Origin of the sequence: Bradyrhizobium pachyrhizi (genome assembly GCF_001189245.1) — a bacterium.
Taxonomy (GTDB): Bacteria; Pseudomonadota; Alphaproteobacteria; order Rhizobiales; family Xanthobacteraceae; genus Bradyrhizobium; species Bradyrhizobium pachyrhizi.
In genome coordinates this window covers 153,925-168,986 of sequence record NZ_LFIQ01000088.1, presented here as the reverse complement: position 1 = coordinate 168,986, position 15,062 = coordinate 153,925, and the positions used below count along the sequence as shown (strand labels likewise).

The window sequence follows — 15,062 nt, the reverse complement described above, 5'->3', positions numbered from 1 at the left end:
TCGGGTTGCCGCGTAGGCCATTGTTAATGTTTGCCTATCGGGCGATCTGATTTTGCTATCACGCGCTCGTCGCGCTGCACGGTCTCGACCGCGTTTCAGCTCTCAAAGCAGGTCGGCGTAGCCGAGAAAGCCGACGACATCGCCCGGTTCAACCCGCACCACCGACTCGCCGAGTTCGACCAATCCATCGGTCTCGATCAGCGACGACAGCAGGCCAGCTCCTTCGCGAGGAAACTTGTTCGCTTCCAGCGTACCGTCCGCCGCCCGTCGCAGCGAGACCCGGACATATTCGCGCCGCCCACTCTTCTTCTTGTAGCTGAAGGCGGCCCGCACCGGCATCGGCAGCAAGGGGGACGGCGCAGCGCCCGACAGCGCCAGCACGGTCGGCCGCACGACATGGACGAAGGTGACGAAGCTCGCCACCGGATTGCCGGGCAAGCCGATCAGCGGGGTGCCGTCGATGATTCCCATCGCCACCGGGCGGCCGGGCTTGATTGCCATCCGCCACAGCACCAGCGAGCCCGCCTGTTCGATGCCGGCCCTGACGTGGTCCTCTTCGCCGGTAGAGACCCCGCCGGTGGTCAGGATCAGGTCGTAGCGCCGCGCGGCCTGCTTGAGCGCCGCGGCGAGCTCGGCCCGCTCGTCGCGCAGGATGCCGAGATCGCCGACCTCGCAACCGAGCCGCCGCAACATCGCCATCAGCATGAAGCGGTTGGAATCGAACAGTTGCGCTTCGGTGCGCGCGCTGCCGGGCGCGGCCAGTTCGTCGCCGGTCGAGAACACCCCGACGCGAAGCCGACGCACCACATCGAGCGTAATGAGCCCGAAGGCGGCGGCGACCGCGATATCCTGCGGGCGCAGCCGCCGTCCCGATGCCAGCGCGACGTGGCCGCGCGGAATGTCCTCGCCGCTCGGGCGCACATTGGCGCCGGCCTTCAGGCCGGACGGCAGGATCACGTTTCCCGCATCGTCGATCCGCACGTCTTCCTGCATGAACACGGTGTCGGTGCCATCGGGCATCGGCGCGCCGGTGAAGATCCGCACCGCCTGTCCGGGCTGCGCCGGCTGCGCCGACGCGCCCGCCTGCACCCGTCCGGCAACGGGGAACGCGCGCTCGCCGCTCGCCGGCAGCTCCGCGCCGGATACCGCGTAGCCGTCGACGGCGGAATTCTTGAACGGCGGCAGCGCAAGCGGCGCGACAATGTCGCCGGCCAGGATGCGTCCATCCGCATCCACCAGGGCAACGGTTTCGGTCTCGCCGACAGGCTTGACCCGCGCGGCGATGATCGCGACGGCTTCGTCGACCGACATCATCGGTCCGCCGAATGCAAAGCAGTCGTCCGAAAGCTGCGCCATGATCTCCCTCGGTCCTCGGCCATCGACAAGATTTGTTCGACCCGGATCGCGAACTGCGGCGTTATCCTCAAAGCCGGACCGATCGATGGCAGTTCCCGCGACGCGGCGGAGAGTCGCCAGTCAGTCTCCGAACGTGCTTATATCCCTAGCTGCGTTGCCATGTGAACCCATCTGGACGTCAAGTAGTGCCCGAGAAAACCACAGCTCCCGTCATTGTTCCTGATCCGGACGATCCGCGCCTGACGGAGCGCGTGGTCGGCGTCGATCAGACCGGCGTGCGGACCGAGATCAAGGTGCCGGTCGAGCGGCCGCTGACGCTGTACCTCAACGCGCAGGAGATCGTCACGATGATGACGATCAACGACTATCCCGAATACCTCGCGCTCGGCTACCTGTTGAACCAGAACATGCTCAAATACGACGACGTCGTCACCGAGGTCGAATATGACGACGATCTCGAGGTCGTCGTGGTGCGCACCGCGCACCACACCAATTTCGAGGCCAAGCTGAAGAAGCGCACGCAGACCTCGGGCTGCGCCCAGGGCACGGCGTTCGGCGACCTGCTCGAAGCCGTCGAGAAGGCGGCGCTGCCGAAAGCCGAACTGCGGACCTCCTGGCTCTACCGGATGACGCACGCCATCAACACGATGCCCTCGCTCTATCTGGAAGCCGGCGCGATTCACGGCTGCGTGCTGTGCAAGGAGGCGACGCCGGTGTGCTACACCGAGGACGTCGGCCGGCATAATGCCGTCGACAAGATCGCGGGCTGGATCTATCGCCACAACGTCGATCCGGCCGACAAGATTCTCTACACCACAGGACGGCTGACCTCGGAGATGGTGATCAAGACGGTGCGGATGGGGATCCCGATCCTGGTCTCGCGCTCCGGATTCACGGCGTGGGGCGTCGATCTGGCGCGGCAGGTCGGCCTGACGCTGGTCGGGCGCGCCCGCGGCAAGCGCTTCATCGCGCTGTCGGGCGAGGAGCGGATCGTCTACGACCAGAACCTCGACTATGTCGAAGAGGAATCGATGCGTCACAAGCGCAAGGGCGAGACCGACCATGACTGACATTCCGGGGACTAACATCCCGGGCGTGCTGCTCGCCGGCGGCCTCGCGCGCCGGATGGGCGGCGGCGACAAGCCGATGCGCAAGATCGCGGGCCGCACCATTCTGCAGCGGGTGATCGACCGTCTCGCTCCGCAATGCAGCGGGCTGATCATCAACGCCAATGGCGACCCGGCGCGCTTCGCCGCGTTCGGCCTTCCGGTCGTCGCCGACGATGTCGCCGACTATCCCGGCCCCCTCGCCGGCATCCTGGCCGCGCTCGACTGGGTTGCGGCCCATCGGCCGGATGCGAAATGGGTGCTGAGCGCCGCGGGCGACTGTCCGTTTCTGCCGCGCGACCTCGTCACGCGCCTCGAAGAAGCGCGTCGAGCGCAGAATGCCGAGTTCGCGGTCGCTTCATCCGGCGGGCAGACGCATCCGGTGATCGGCCTCTGGAGCGTGCGCCTGCGGAACGAATTGCGCCAAGCGCTGGTCGTCGAGGACGTGCGCAAGATCGACCGCTGGACCGCACGCTATCCACTCGCAACGGTCGAGTGGCCGACCGAGCCGCTCGATCCGTTCTTCAATGCCAACACCGTCGAGGACATCGCGGAAGCCGACCGCCTCGCCGCGCTCGACGGCGGCTGATGTCCGCCGTCCGGCTCAACTCGGCCACGGCGTATTGCGGATCCGGGTGCAGGCATTCGGCCTGTGAAATGTGGGATCGCGCTCCGCGACGAAGTCAAAATTGACCGTACCGAACGTGGTCTGCGGCTTCTTCAGGGCCGAGCAAGTCTGAACCTCGATGAACTCGTTCTTGAAATCGCCGCGGGGCAACGCTGCAAGGACGCCGTCGCGCTGCTCAGCCGTGTAGTCATCGTATCCGACGCCGACGGCATCGACCAATACGCCCGCATTGGTGAGCGCGATTTCCGGCCGCATGTATTGCGGAATGCCGGGCGTGGTGTGCAAGGCGATCGCCTCCCACACCAGGTCCGCTTTGGGCTCGGCGACGCCGCGGCTCCTGAGAAACTTGCGCGCCGCATCGGCGCCGTCGACCTCAAACCGTTTGGTCTCGGTATGAAAATGATCGACGAGGCCGAGATCATGAAACAGCGCGGCAACATAAAGCAATTCAGCGTCGAACTTCAGATTTTGCCTGGCACCCTTGAGCGCGCCGAACACAAACACGCGGACCGAGTGATTGAACAACATCTCGGTCTCATATTGCCGCACCAACTCGGCGGCCTCCCGCGCGATCTTGCTGTCCGGGATTCGAATGCCGGAAATCGTGTCCGCCATCATCGCACTCCTGCCCTGTGTAGCGTCCCGGATGCATGCACTGGACGGCCAATGGCGTCACGATCATGCGCGCCGGCACTCCGCTGCAGTGAATCGCACCCCACTACCTAACCCGCGAAGCGGCAACCGGAAGGCCCCTGCTGCATGAAGATTCTGCAGTGAGATCGTGAGGCTGGTGCAATACGGAAGGCGCGATCGGGTTCAGCCGATCGTGCCTCGCCTGATCCAGCCGAAGCCTGACCGGAAGTAGCCGGCACAGGCTCCGCCGGGTCGCGGCGATCAGTGCCCCGCAGCAATCCGGGTCGGGCCGCAGACGTCGTCCTGCGCATTGTTGCCGTCGTCGTGGCCGCGGCCGTTGTCCTTCATCCGGCCGTGATCGCCATCGCAATTGACGGGAGCGAACGACACGCCGCGATAGACCATGCCGAACGCCGGCGGCACAACGACGTCAAAGGCTTCGTTCGCCGGAAGCGTCGTCGCCGCGACCCTGTCCGTGATGGTGACGACTTGATTCGGATCGGCGCCGGGCTCGACCGAGTTGCCCACGGTCGACGTCACCGCGAAAAGCGTCGCGGTGCCGTCGCGGTTGATGCGGCCGGTGATGTTGCGCAGGCCGCCGGTTGCCGGATCAGTCGGATAGCCGTTGACATGATAGAGCGTGCCGAGGTTCAGGCCCTGTTGCAGCGTGTAGGCAAGGCTCCAGCTGCCGTTGGCATAGATCCATTTCTGAAGGCCTGCGGTCGGCGACGTGGCCGCGTCGGCGAGATTGCCATCACCTTCCTGGGCGACATAAAGCGTCGTCGCATTGGCGAACCAGATGCCGAAGGGATAGAAGCCCCTCGCGCCGGAGTTCGCCGAGGGATTGTTCGGGAAACCCGGAAGAATGCTGAACGTCGTCGACGCGGCCGTACCCCTCGTCGGCAACACGCCCGGCTGGCCGACCTGATAGACGGTGTTGATGCCGTTGCTGCCGCTGCCCTTGGTGACGTAAAGCGTGTTGCCGGAGATCGCGAGGCCGCGGAAATTATCGTCCTTGCCGGACTTGTCGGCAGCAAAGCCGAGCTGGGCAACCGAGAAGCCGAACTGGAAGCCATTCTTGCTGCCGGGCGTGCCCTGCTGCACGCCAACCACGGCGTCGGAACCATCGACACCGGGCGTCGCAAGTTGAACGCCGGTGTCATTGACGACAAGCGCGGGCTGGGTGCCGCTGCCGTTGCCGGCATTGCCGACCGTGAAATACTGGTCGGTCTGGGTGCCATTGACCTTGTTTGCGCGGATCGCGCCACGACCATTGTCGCCGCTGTAGACGTTGACCTTGGTCCGATGCAGCGAGCCGTCGAAATCCAACTCCGCGACCACGCGCGCATGCACGCCGGTGTCCGGATTAGTGGGGTCGACGTGGTTCGGCGAATTGGAGTTGGAAACATCCAGCTGGTTCACCGCCGCGTCGTAGCCCATGAACGTCACGGCCTTGCCGTCGGGCGACAAATGCAGCGACAGTTCAGACTTGGAGCTGAAGCTCGTCACCGCCACGTCCGCCGGGACGATCAGCGCGCCGAATTCGCGCAGCCGGCGGCCTTCCAGATGAAATTTCTTGATCACCACCGGCGCGGTCACGCCGAAATTCGAATCCACGGCCACGTTGTTGAAGACCCCCGGATAGCTGCCGTCCGCCACAGCCGTCGCGCCGGTCGGCAGCGTCTGGCCTACGGTGACGGTCGATGCGTTGCCGGCGTAGACCGCGGTGCCGACCAGCAATTCGTGCGGATTGCCCGCGGTCTGGGACAACGCCGGATGGACCGCAAAAAGCACCGGTGAGAGCGCCGTGCCCGCGATCAGGCGCCGGACAATGACGCGGCGAGATGTTTGCGGAGTTGTTTGCGATTTGAACATGCGAAGGCCCCCCATTTTTTGAAAATTGGAATGGGTTCCTCATACGGGGCCGATCGCAACATCCGTGTGACAGATTGCCGCAGCTCGTGTTCACGTTCCGGAAATCTCACCGCTCGCATGCAAGGGCGATGAGATTGGGTCGGATCGTCATCGCGCCTTGGCTCAAGGTTCGAGCATGATCGCCGCGCAAACGCTTCGCGTTGATCGCTTAGCTGGCCCGTCCGCCAACCCGGCCGACCCGATCCGTTTCGATCGCCCGCAGATAGTCCAGCATCAGACGGCTGGTTGCCGACAGATGCGCGGTGTCGCGGACCACGATCTTCAGCTCGCGCCGTCCCCAATCGTCGCGCAGCGGGATCGCACGAAGGCCCATGCCGGCGCCGACCACCTCGAAGGCGCGGTCGGGGATCAGCCCGAGCCCCATATTGGCCTGCACCATGCGGCAGACCGCATCGAAGCCGGGCACATTGATGCGCAGCCGCATCGCCTTGCCGGCTTGCGTCGCCGCATATTGCGAGCGCAGATAGATCGAACTCGCGGTGTGCAAGCCGATATGGTCGAAATCGAGCGTCTCGGTGAACAGCAATGTCTCGCGGCCGGCCAGCCGATGGTCGGCGCGCATCACCACCACCAGATTGTCGTAGCGATAATGGAAGGCCTCGAGCGCGCGGCTGTCGGCCTCGGCCGAGCAGATGCCGATCTCGGCCGCGCCCTCCTCGATGCCGCGCACCACCTGCCCGCTCGGCCGCTCCTGCAGATCGACGCGGAGCAATTCATGTGCCGCGAAGAAGGCGGAGAGATCCTCGGGCAGGTATTGCACGATCGCCGAGAGGTTGGCGAGCATGCGGACATGGCCACGCACGCCTTGCGAATATTCCGACAGCTCGACCGCGATCTTCTCGACATTGAGCAGCGTCACCCGGGCGTGGTGCAGCAGCGCCTCGCCGGCCGGCGTCAGCGCCATGCCCTTGGCGAGCCGCTTGAACAGCGTGACGCCGAACGCCAGCTCGAAATCGTTCATCCGCTTCGACACCGCCGACGCCGCGATCCCCTCGCGCTGCGCGGCGCGGGTGAGGTTCTGCTCGTCGCAGACCGCGACGAACAGGCGAAGCGTTGTCAGGTCGACCCGGCGCGTCAGCGCGGTCTCCGCCGGCGTGGCGGCGCGCGGAAGGTCTGTCACGATGGAGGAGATCGGCATGGACGGCGTTCCCCGGGAAAGAACGCAGCGTAGCGCTGGAGATGGCGCGGAAGATTCCAAAGCAGTGCGGGATGGAGCGGAATATTGGTAAATGATTCCAAGAATGACTGAATTGGACGGTTTTCATCCCAAACAGGTCACCCGTAGCTGTTGTTACGAGCGCAGTTCGTCACCGTCATCCCAGCGACAACGGCGAAGCCTTTGCGCGGGGATGACGGGGTTGGATGGGCCCTGACAAAAACGCGGCGCCGAGGCGCCGCGTTTCAACTTTGTCGGTCGATCTCGCTGGTCAGCCCGCAGCCTTGGCCGGGACATCGCGCTGGCGCTTCATCACGATCTTGTTCAACGCGCCGAGATAGGCCTTTGCGGAGGCGACCAGCGTGTCCGGATCGGCGGCGCGGGCGGTCATCGAGCGACCTTCATGGGCCAGACGCACCGAGACTTCGGCCTGCGCGTCGGTGCCTTCGGTCACCGCGTGCACCTGATAGAGCTCCAGCTTGGCCTCGTGCGGCACCAGACGCTTGATGCAGTTGAAGACAGCGTCGACCGGGCCGTTGCCCTCGGCCTCCTCGATCTTGATCTGGCCGTCGACGTCGAGCTTCATGGTCGCGCGCTGCGGGCCATGGGTGCCGGCGATCACGGTCAACGAGGTCAGCTTGATGCGGTCGTGGGCGGCCGCCATCTCCTGGTCGACCAGCGCCTCGATGTCCTCGTCGTAGATGTCCTTCTTGCGGTCGGCCAGCGCCTTCATCCGCGTAAAGGCATCCTCCAGCTGGTTGGCACCGAGCTTGTAGCCCATCTCCTCCAGCTTGTGGATGAAGGCGTGGCGGCCGGAATGCTTGCCGAGCACCAGCGAGGACTGCTTCAGGCCGACCATCTCGGGCCGCATGATCTCGTAGGTCGAGGCGTCCTTCAGCACGCCGTCCTGATGGATGCCGCTCTCATGCGCGAAGGCGTTACGGCCGACGATTGCCTTGTTGTACTGCACCGGGAACGAGGTGGCCGCGGACACCACCTTCGAGGCGCGGGTGAGCTGCGTGGTGTCGATCTTGTTCCAGTACGGAAACTTGTCGTTCCGCACATTGATCGCCATCACGATCTCTTCCAGCGCGGCATTGCCGGCGCGCTCGCCGATGCCGTTGACGGTGCACTCGACCTGCCGCGCGCCGCCGACGACGCCGGCCAGCGAGTTCGCGACCGCCATGCCGAGGTCGTTGTGGCAGTGCACCGAGAAGATCGCCTTGTCGGAGTTCGGCACGCGCTCGATCAGCGTGCGCATGAAGTTGGTGTATTCCTCCGGCACCGTGTAGCCGACGGTGTCGGGGATGTTCACCGTGGTGGCGCCGGCCTTGATCACCGCTTCGACAATCCGGCACAGATAGTCCATTTCGCTGCGGGTACCGTCCTCGGCCGACCATTCGACGTCGTCGATCTGGTTGCGGGCGCGGGCGACCATCGCGACCGAGGTCTCGATGACCTCCTCGGGGGTCTTGTTCAACTTCACCCGCATATGCAGCGGCGAGGTCGCGATCACGGTGTGGACGCGGCCGCGGCGGGCGAACTTCACGGCTTCGGCGCAGCGGTCGATGTCGGCCGGATGGGCGCGCGACAGGCCCGCGATGACCGCGTTCTTGGAGCGGCGGGCGATCTCGCTGACCGCCTGAAAATCGCCTTCCGAGGTGATCGGGAAGCCGGCCTCGATGACGTCGACGCCCATGTCGTCCAGGAGTTCGGCAACCTCGAGCTTCTCCTCGAAGGTCATGGTGGCGCCGGGGCACTGCTCGCCGTCGCGCAAGGTGGTGTCGAAAATGATGACGCGGTCCTTCTCGGACTTGTTCGCGGTGGCCATGTCAGAAATTCCTTTAAGCTTTGCGCCCGTCATGTTGCTCCTTGAGCAATTACTTGGGCGATATCAGGGTTCGGTGATCTCGTACAAACCCCTGAGTGCCCAGGCGCAAACGCCCAGCCGGCCCTCAGGGGCAGGTAAGAAGAAGGCCGCCAATAAGCAGGGTGGGCGCTGCGGCAGGGATCGTGGCGGTAGCCTCGGCCACCTCCCCTGAAATCCCATCAATTTGGCCGCGAATCAGCATTGCCAGACCCTGTTGAGCGCCAAAATCCTCGGACAAAGCCATTGACGGTTGGTTGCCGGGACGCGCTGTGCGCCGTCGTTCTAGACGATTATGGCAAGCTGCCGCAATGGGTAAAGATGGTCAGGTGGGTTGACCTAATCGTTGCCGCATGGCTAGGCGCGATCCACCCCTTTCTCGTCCCCTCACCTCCGCCCGCGCGAAGACGCGCGCAGGCTCGACGGCGAGCGGCCGTAGAGGTCAGCGAAGGCGGCGTTGAAACGGCGGACGCTGCCGAAGCCGGCGCGGAAGGCGATCTCGGTCATAGCGTCGTCGGTGGTGTCGATCAGGCGCTTGGCGCGCTGCACGCGACGCGTGGTCGCGACCTGTTGCGGGCTGGCGCCGACATGGCGCTCGAACAGTCGGGCGAGGTGGCGCGCGGTGATGCCGAGCCGGTCGGCCAGTGCAGCGACCGAACCGCGCTCCAGCGCGCCGCCGTCGATCAGCTTCAGCGCGCGCGCAACCGTGGAGCGCGTGCCGTTCCAGGCCGGACAGAACGGCGCGGTTTCGGGACGGCAGCGCAGGCACGGCCGATAGCCCGCCGCCTCGGCTGCGGCGGCGGTCGGGTAATAGGTGACGTTGCGCGGCAGCGGATGCTTCACCGGGCAGACCGGGCGGGAATAGATCCGCGTGGTCCTCACCGCCGTGAAGAAGCGGCCGTCATAGCGCGCGTCGCGCCGCAGCCGCGCAGCGTTGCAGACATCGAAGCTGAGCATGGGCGGAGACTAGCGCGTCGCGCGATCAAGGAAAGCGGTCCAAGATGATGAGGTCCGATTCCGGCCAGCGCGACCCGCAGCGCTGACCTAGATCGATCCGATCGATCAACCCGGAGACATCGCCATGACCAACCCGGCAGCCAGGGAAGCCAGCAAGCAAATTGTCCTGAACGCCTGGCAAACGTTCAGGACCCGCGACGCCAAGCTGATTGCCGCGCTGTTCGCGCCGGATGCCGAATGGATCGCGCCCGCCGGCAACGCCACCGCGGTCGCGCTCGATCACGCCGACCACATGATCGGCGCTGACGCGATCGCCCGCTTCATCTCGACCGAGATGCACCGCCTGTTCTCCGAGATCGACATCGCGTTCCGCGCCGTTCATGCCGACGGCGACAGCGTGATCGTCGAGGAGCGCATGCGCGCGACGGTGCCGGGCGGCCGACGCTATGAGAATGACTACTGCTTCGTGTTCGTGGTCGAGGCGGGCCGCATCAAGCAGGTGCGGGAATACATGGATACCCGCAAGGGCTGGCAGATGGTGTTCGGAGAAACTTCTCATTGACACTCACGCCCGGGCCACTCTTCTCCCCACCCTCCCCCGCAAGGGCAGGGCAATCGCATTTGGAATGAACCGATTCTTCCGCGCCGTCATGGCCGGGCTTGTCCCGGCCATCTACGTCTTTTCTTTGCGTGGAAACGAAGACGTGGATGCCCGGTCTTTGCGTGGAAACGAAGACATGGATGCCCGGGACAAGCCCGGGCATGACGAGTTTGTGGGAACTCCGATTGCCTCAAACGGCCATATGCGATTGCCCTACCCGCAAGGGAGGAGGGAGCCTGACGAGTGCGCTTCCCTGACGTAATCAAGCGTGCGCGAGAGAAAACGCGGCCCCAGTCCTTCGCATTCTACTTGTTCTTCGCCACGGCCTTCTCGCCTGCGCCGCCCTTGCCTTCCGCCTCCAGCGCCCCACGGACGCGCTTGAATTCGCTCAAGTCGGCCTTGTCGACTTCGGGGAATTTCAAGTCGAGCCCGTCGAGCGCATTGACGATGGTCGAGCCGATCACGACGCGGGCGAACCATTTGTGGTCGGCGGGCACGATGTGCCAGGGCGCCTCTTTGGTTGCGGTGTGGTGGATCATGTCCTGATAGGCGGCCTGATATTTGGCCCACAGCTTGCGCTCGGCGACGTCGGCCATCGAGAACTTCCAGTTCTTGGCCGGCTCCTCGAGCCGGTCGAGGAAGCGCTGGCGCTGCTCCTCCTTGGAGACGTTGAGGAAAAATTTCAGGATCACGGTGCCGTTGCGCGCCAGATAGCGTTCGATTGCGGAAATGTCCTCGAAGCGCTCGCGCCAGATATTCTTGGTGACGAGGCGCTTCGGGATCTTCTGCTTGCCGAGCACCTCGGGATGCACCCGCACCACCAGGCACTCCTCGTAATAGGAGCGGTTGAAGATGCCGATGCGGCCGCGTTCCGGCAGCGCGATCATCGCGCGCCACATGAAGTCGTGGTCGAGTTCCCGGGTCGACGGCTGCTTGAAGGAAGAGACCTCGCAACCCTGCGGATTGACGCCCTCGAACACGCTCTTGATCGCGGAATCCTTGCCGGCGGCATCCATGCCCTGGAAGATCAGCAGCAGCGACCAGCGGTCCTGGGCGTAGAGTTTCTCCTGGAAATCGTTAAGCCGCTTGCGGTTGGCCTCGATGATCTTGCCGCCGGCGTCCTTGTCGATGCCGCCCTTCTCGGCGGTCGGATAGGATTTGAGGTGAAATTCGCCCGACCCGTCGAAGCGGAACGGCGCGACGAAAGGCTTCAGTTCATCGGTGAGCGATGGGGACGGTTTGTTGCTCATGGCTTCTCGACGGCTTGCGTGGCGATTTGATCCGGTCGATCACGCTACCAAGAATGCCCTTGGGCAGGAAGATGATGAACAGTACCAGCAGCACGCCATAGACCAGATTGTCCCAGCCGACCGCCTTGGTGCCGAAAGAGATGCGCAGCACCTCGGCCAGCACGATGGTGATGACGGCGCCGACGGTCGGTCCGAGCGCGACATAGACGCCGCCGACGATCGCCGCGAACACCATCTGCAAGGAGACGGCGATGCCGCTCACCGTGTCGGGCGAGATGAACATCTGGTACTGGCAGTAGAGCGCGCCCGACAGCGCGGTCATCAGCGCGCTGATCAGGGTGATCTTGAGCTTCTCGGCGGTGACGTTGACGCCGGCCGCCGCGGCGGCATCCTCGTCTTCCGAGATCGCCTCCATGGCGTGGCGGATCATGCTGCGATCGATCGCGCGCCAGATCACGAGGCCCGCGATCCAGACCGCGAGCGCGATCAGATACCAGGTGGTCTTGTCGTCGAATTGCAGCGCGAGCAGCCCCTTGCCGCTGGGGGCGCGCTGCGGGGTGTAGCCGAGCGAGCCGCCGGTATAGTCGCGGGTCGCGGTGATGACCTGCAGCACGATGCCCGACAGCGCCAGCGTCACCAGCACGAAATAATGCCCGGTGATGCGGAAGCGGAAGCAGGGATAGGCGACGACGAGGGCGAGCACTCCCGCGGTCACCATGCTGACGGGAATGCCGATCCAGGGCGACACGCCGAGATGATTCCACAGCAGCGCGGTGACATAGGCGCCGATGCCCATGAAACCGCCATGGCCGAGCGAGACCAGGCCGAAGCGCCCCATGATCGACCATGAGGTGTAGGCGAACGACCAGATCAGGATCAGCACCAGCACGTGCAGATGATAGGGATCGCGATGCACGAAGGGCACCGCGACGAGCGCGATCAGCGCGATGATCCAGCCGGCGGCTTGCCTGTTCACGAGCGCCTCGCCAGCAGGCCCGCGGGCCGGATGAACATCATGACGATGAAGAATGCAAAGGCCAGCACGTAGCCCCATTCGAGATCGGAGAACAGGCCGCCGAGCGAGATGATCTCGGCGAACACGAAGGCGGCGATGAAGCCGCCGATGAAATTGCCGAGCCCGCCGAGCACGCAGATCAGGAAGGTGATCGGCCCGAACGACAGGCCGACGAACGGATGCACGTCATATTGCAGCACCAGGAGGCAGGCGGCGAGGCCGGCGAGCCCGCCGCCGATCGCCGAGGTAACGAGATAGATGCGCTTGGGGTCGACACCCATCAGCGGCATGATCTGGCGGTCCTGCGCGATGGCGCGGATCGCGGTGCCGGTGAAGGTGCGGGTCAGGAACAGATAGACGCCGATCATGCCGAGCAGCGCGGCGGCGAACGACAGCAGCCGTGCGTAGCTGAAATTCATCTCGCCGAGCGCGAGCACCGGCAGGCGGATGCCGAGATTGCGGAAGTCGATGCCGAAGGCGACGGTGGCAAAGCTCTGCAGGATGAACAGCACGCCGCCGGTGGCGAGCAGCTGGTTGATCGGCGGCGCGGTCAGCAGCGGCGCGATCACGAAGAAATGCAGCGCGCCACCGAGCAGCGCGACGAGCAGGATCACGAGCGGCGCAGCGGCCCAGTACGGCAGGCCGTAATACTGCACGAGATAGTACATGCCGTACATGCCGATCATCACGAGCTCGGCGTAGCAGATCCAGGTGACGTCGATGACGCCGAAGATCAGGTTGAGCCCGAGCGCGAGCAGCGCCAGCACGCCGCCGAGCAGGATGCCGTTGATGACGGCCTCCAGCAGGTAGATGTCGAAGATGTCGAGGAAGGATTGCATGGCTGCTGCCTTAGAGCGTGACGTGGTCTAGCTGAACTAGCTCGACCGTCATCCTGAGGTGCGCGCCCTTGCGCGCCTCGAAGGATGCACGGCCCGTCTGTGGCCGATTCATCCTTCGAGGCTCGCTACGCTCGCACGTCCCGAGCGAACGCAAACGCGTTCGTCCGGGGATGACGGGGAAGTGTGTGAGCGCGTCTGCCCGATCTGTTGTCATCATCCCCTACACCCCGAGATACGCCTGCTTGATGGTGTCGCTGGCCGCGAGCTCCGCCGCTGACCCGGCGGCGCGGATGCTGCCGGCTTCCAGCAGATAGGCGCGGTCGACCACGCGCAGCACCTGCTGCACGTTCTGCTCGACGATCAGGACCGTCAGCCCGGAGGCGCGGATGCGCTTGACGAGCTCGAACACCTGCTGCACCACGACCGGCGCGAGCCCGGCCGACGGCTCGTCGAGCAGCAGCAGCTTCGGGTTCGACATTAGCGCGCGGCCGATCGCGCACATCTGCTGCTCGCCGCCCGACATCGTGCCGGCCATCTGCTGCTGGCGTTCCTTCATGCGCGGGAACAGCTCGAACACGAAGTCGAGCCGCTCGGCGTAATGCGCGCGCGCACCGGGCATGTAGGCGCCCATCTTCAGGTTGTCGGCGACGGTGAGCCGCGGAAACAGCCGGCGATTTTCCGGCACATGCGCGATCCCAAGGCTGACGATGCGATGCGGGGGCGTCGCGATGACGTCGGTGCCTTCCATCGCGATCGTGCCCCGGATCGGTCGGATCAACCCGGAGATCACCCGCATCAGGGTGGTCTTGCCGGCGCCGTTCGGGCCGATCACACCGACCGCCTCGCCCGCCTTGACGTCGAGGCTGACGTCGAACAGCGCCTGGAAGCTGCCATAGCCCGCGTCGATCGATTTCAATTCCAGCATGCGCTCACGCCCCGATCCGGCGCCGCGCCTGGGCTGCGGCCGCGGCCGCGAGGCTCGCATCGGCATCGGTGCCGAGATAGACCTCGATCACTCTTGCGTCGCCGGCGACATCGGCCGGCAGGCCCTCGGCGATCTTCTCGCCGTGATCGAGCACCATCACGCGATCGACCACCCGCATCAACACGCCCATGATGTGCTCGACCCAGATGATGGTGATGCCGAGCTCATCGCGGATCCGGCGCAGCATGTCGGCGGCCTGGTCCATCTCGGCCTCGTCGAGGCCGCCAAGGCTCTCATCGGCGAGCAACAGCTTCGGGCCGGTGGCGAGCGCCTTGGCGAGCTCGAGCTTCTTCAACCCGGCGGCGCCCAGGCCCTCGACGCTGGCGTGACGGTCGGTCGGCAGCCCGACCATCGCGAGCGCCCGCTCGGCCGCCTCCTCGGCCTTGCCGCGGCTGTGGCGGCCCTGGCCGTAGAAGCCGGCGAGCACAACGTTTTCGAAGATACTGAGGCGATGGAACGGCCGCGGGATCTGGAAGGTCCGGCCGATGCCACGGTTGATGATCCGGTGCGGGGCGAGCCCCGCGATCTCGTGGCCGTCGAACAGGATCGAGCCGGAGGTCGGTGGCAAGGTGCCCGAGAGCATGTTGAAGATCGTGCTCTTGCCCGAGCCGTTCGGGCCGATCAGGCCGAGGATCTCGCCCTGCTCGACGCGGAACGACACGTTGTTGACGGCACGAAAGCCGCCAAACCGCTTGACCAGGCCTTCGACGGCGAGCACGGCAGTTCCCTTCGCG

The 15,062-nt window shown here is 65.0% G+C and carries 14 protein-coding genes; 3 read left to right on the top strand and 11 right to left on the bottom strand.

Translation table 11 applies throughout. The features are described from left to right. Positions 1–102: 102 nt before the first annotated feature. On the bottom strand, positions 103–1,356 hold the full coding sequence (locus AKL29_RS21145; RefSeq protein WP_050385469.1) for a molybdopterin molybdotransferase MoeA: 1,254 nt from the start codon (positions 1,354–1,356) through the stop codon (positions 103–105). Between the two features lie 185 nt (positions 1,357–1,541). On the opposite strand from AKL29_RS21145, the gene AKL29_RS21140 reads away from it, so the two are divergent. Both AKL29_RS21140 and mobA read left to right on the top strand, forming a co-directional pair. Continuing rightward, positions 1,542–2,426, top strand: a complete 885-nt coding sequence (locus AKL29_RS21140) for a formate dehydrogenase accessory sulfurtransferase FdhD (protein WP_050385468.1) — start codon at positions 1,542–1,544, stop codon at positions 2,424–2,426. After that, a complete protein-coding gene (mobA, locus tag AKL29_RS21135; protein ID WP_050385467.1) occupies positions 2,419–3,051 on the top strand; it encodes a molybdenum cofactor guanylyltransferase MobA in 633 nt (210 codons plus the stop codon). The genes AKL29_RS21140 and mobA overlap by 8 nt, the downstream gene beginning before the upstream one ends. 15 nt (positions 3,052–3,066) lie before the next feature. Here mobA and AKL29_RS21130 read toward each other — a convergent pair whose 3' ends face one another. The 5 genes from AKL29_RS21130 to AKL29_RS21110 all read right to left on the bottom strand — a co-directional run bounded on the left by AKL29_RS21130 (position 3,067) and on the right by AKL29_RS21110 (position 9,638). Continuing rightward, a complete protein-coding gene (locus AKL29_RS21130; protein WP_050385504.1) occupies positions 3,067–3,705 on the bottom strand; it encodes an HD domain-containing protein in 639 nt (212 codons plus the stop codon). A gap of 279 nt (positions 3,706–3,984) precedes the next feature. After that, positions 3,985–5,598: a hypothetical protein gene (locus AKL29_RS21125; protein ID WP_050385466.1), complete on the bottom strand. Its 1,614-nt coding sequence runs from the start codon at positions 5,596–5,598 to the stop codon at positions 3,985–3,987. A 208-nt stretch (positions 5,599–5,806) separates the two neighbouring features. Next, the gene (locus AKL29_RS21120; protein WP_050385465.1) at positions 5,807–6,796 is read right to left on the bottom strand and encodes a LysR family transcriptional regulator; all 990 of its coding nucleotides are present in this window, start codon (positions 6,794–6,796) and stop codon (positions 5,807–5,809) included. Between the two features lie 289 nt (positions 6,797–7,085). Then, complete coding sequence (locus AKL29_RS21115; protein WP_050385464.1) at positions 7,086–8,645, bottom strand: 2-isopropylmalate synthase; 1,560 nt, start codon at positions 8,643–8,645, stop codon at positions 7,086–7,088. A 423-nt stretch (positions 8,646–9,068) separates the two neighbouring features. Further along, positions 9,069–9,638: a bifunctional transcriptional activator/DNA repair enzyme AdaA gene (locus AKL29_RS21110; RefSeq protein ID WP_050385463.1), complete on the bottom strand. Its 570-nt coding sequence runs from the start codon at positions 9,636–9,638 to the stop codon at positions 9,069–9,071. 124 nt (positions 9,639–9,762) lie between these two features. Between AKL29_RS21110 and AKL29_RS21105 the strand changes: the two genes are divergently transcribed. Beyond that, complete coding sequence (locus tag AKL29_RS21105; protein WP_028332437.1) at positions 9,763–10,200, top strand: nuclear transport factor 2 family protein; 438 nt, start codon at positions 9,763–9,765, stop codon at positions 10,198–10,200. 344 nt (positions 10,201–10,544) lie between these two features. Here AKL29_RS21105 and AKL29_RS21095 read toward each other — a convergent pair whose 3' ends face one another. The 5 genes from AKL29_RS21095 to AKL29_RS21070 all read right to left on the bottom strand — a co-directional run bounded on the left by AKL29_RS21095 (position 10,545) and on the right by AKL29_RS21070 (position 15,046). Next, positions 10,545–11,489, bottom strand: a complete 945-nt coding sequence (locus AKL29_RS21095; protein WP_050385461.1) for a polyphosphate kinase 2 family protein — start codon at positions 11,487–11,489, stop codon at positions 10,545–10,547. Continuing rightward, the gene (locus AKL29_RS21090) at positions 11,455–12,465 is read right to left on the bottom strand and encodes a branched-chain amino acid ABC transporter permease (RefSeq protein WP_050385460.1); all 1,011 of its coding nucleotides are present in this window, start codon (positions 12,463–12,465) and stop codon (positions 11,455–11,457) included. Before AKL29_RS21090 ends, AKL29_RS21095 begins: the two co-directional genes overlap by 35 nt. Beyond that, positions 12,462–13,343 carry a branched-chain amino acid ABC transporter permease gene (locus AKL29_RS21085; protein ID WP_018272975.1) on the bottom strand — a complete coding sequence of 294 codons (882 nt, stop codon included), beginning with the start codon at positions 13,341–13,343 and terminating at the stop codon, positions 12,462–12,464. The genes AKL29_RS21090 and AKL29_RS21085 overlap by 4 nt, the downstream gene beginning before the upstream one ends. Positions 13,344–13,563: 220 nt before the next feature. Next, the gene (locus AKL29_RS21075) at positions 13,564–14,268 is read right to left on the bottom strand and encodes an ABC transporter ATP-binding protein (RefSeq protein WP_050385503.1); all 705 of its coding nucleotides are present in this window, start codon (positions 14,266–14,268) and stop codon (positions 13,564–13,566) included. Positions 14,269–14,272: 4 nt separating this feature from the next. Continuing rightward, positions 14,273–15,046: an ABC transporter ATP-binding protein gene (locus AKL29_RS21070; RefSeq protein ID WP_050385458.1), complete on the bottom strand. Its 774-nt coding sequence runs from the start codon at positions 15,044–15,046 to the stop codon at positions 14,273–14,275. Positions 15,047–15,062 lie beyond the last annotated feature (16 nt).

Coding starts and splice junctions, on each gene's coding strand:
- AKL29_RS21075 (WP_050385503.1), bottom strand. CDS start 14,268: ATGCTGGAATTGAAATCGATCGACGCGGGCTATGGCAGCTTCCAGGCG.
- mobA (WP_050385467.1), top strand. CDS start 2,419: ATGACTGACATTCCGGGGACTAACATCCCGGGCGTGCTGCTCGCCGGC.
- AKL29_RS21120 (WP_050385465.1), bottom strand. CDS start 6,796: ATGCCGATCTCCTCCATCGTGACAGACCTTCCGCGCGCCGCCACGCCG.
- AKL29_RS21095 (WP_050385461.1), bottom strand. CDS start 11,489: ATGAGCAACAAACCGTCCCCATCGCTCACCGATGAACTGAAGCCTTTC.
- AKL29_RS21130 (WP_050385504.1), bottom strand. CDS start 3,705: ATGGCGGACACGATTTCCGGCATTCGAATCCCGGACAGCAAGATCGCG.
- AKL29_RS21085 (WP_018272975.1), bottom strand. CDS start 13,343: ATGCAATCCTTCCTCGACATCTTCGACATCTACCTGCTGGAGGCCGTC.
- AKL29_RS21125 (WP_050385466.1), bottom strand. CDS start 5,598: ATGTTCAAATCGCAAACAACTCCGCAAACATCTCGCCGCGTCATTGTC.
- AKL29_RS21145 (WP_050385469.1), bottom strand. CDS start 1,356: ATGGCGCAGCTTTCGGACGACTGCTTTGCATTCGGCGGACCGATGATG.
- AKL29_RS21110 (WP_050385463.1), bottom strand. CDS start 9,638: ATGCTCAGCTTCGATGTCTGCAACGCTGCGCGGCTGCGGCGCGACGCG.
- AKL29_RS21115 (WP_050385464.1), bottom strand. CDS start 8,645: ATGGCCACCGCGAACAAGTCCGAGAAGGACCGCGTCATCATTTTCGAC.
- AKL29_RS21105 (WP_028332437.1), top strand. CDS start 9,763: ATGACCAACCCGGCAGCCAGGGAAGCCAGCAAGCAAATTGTCCTGAAC.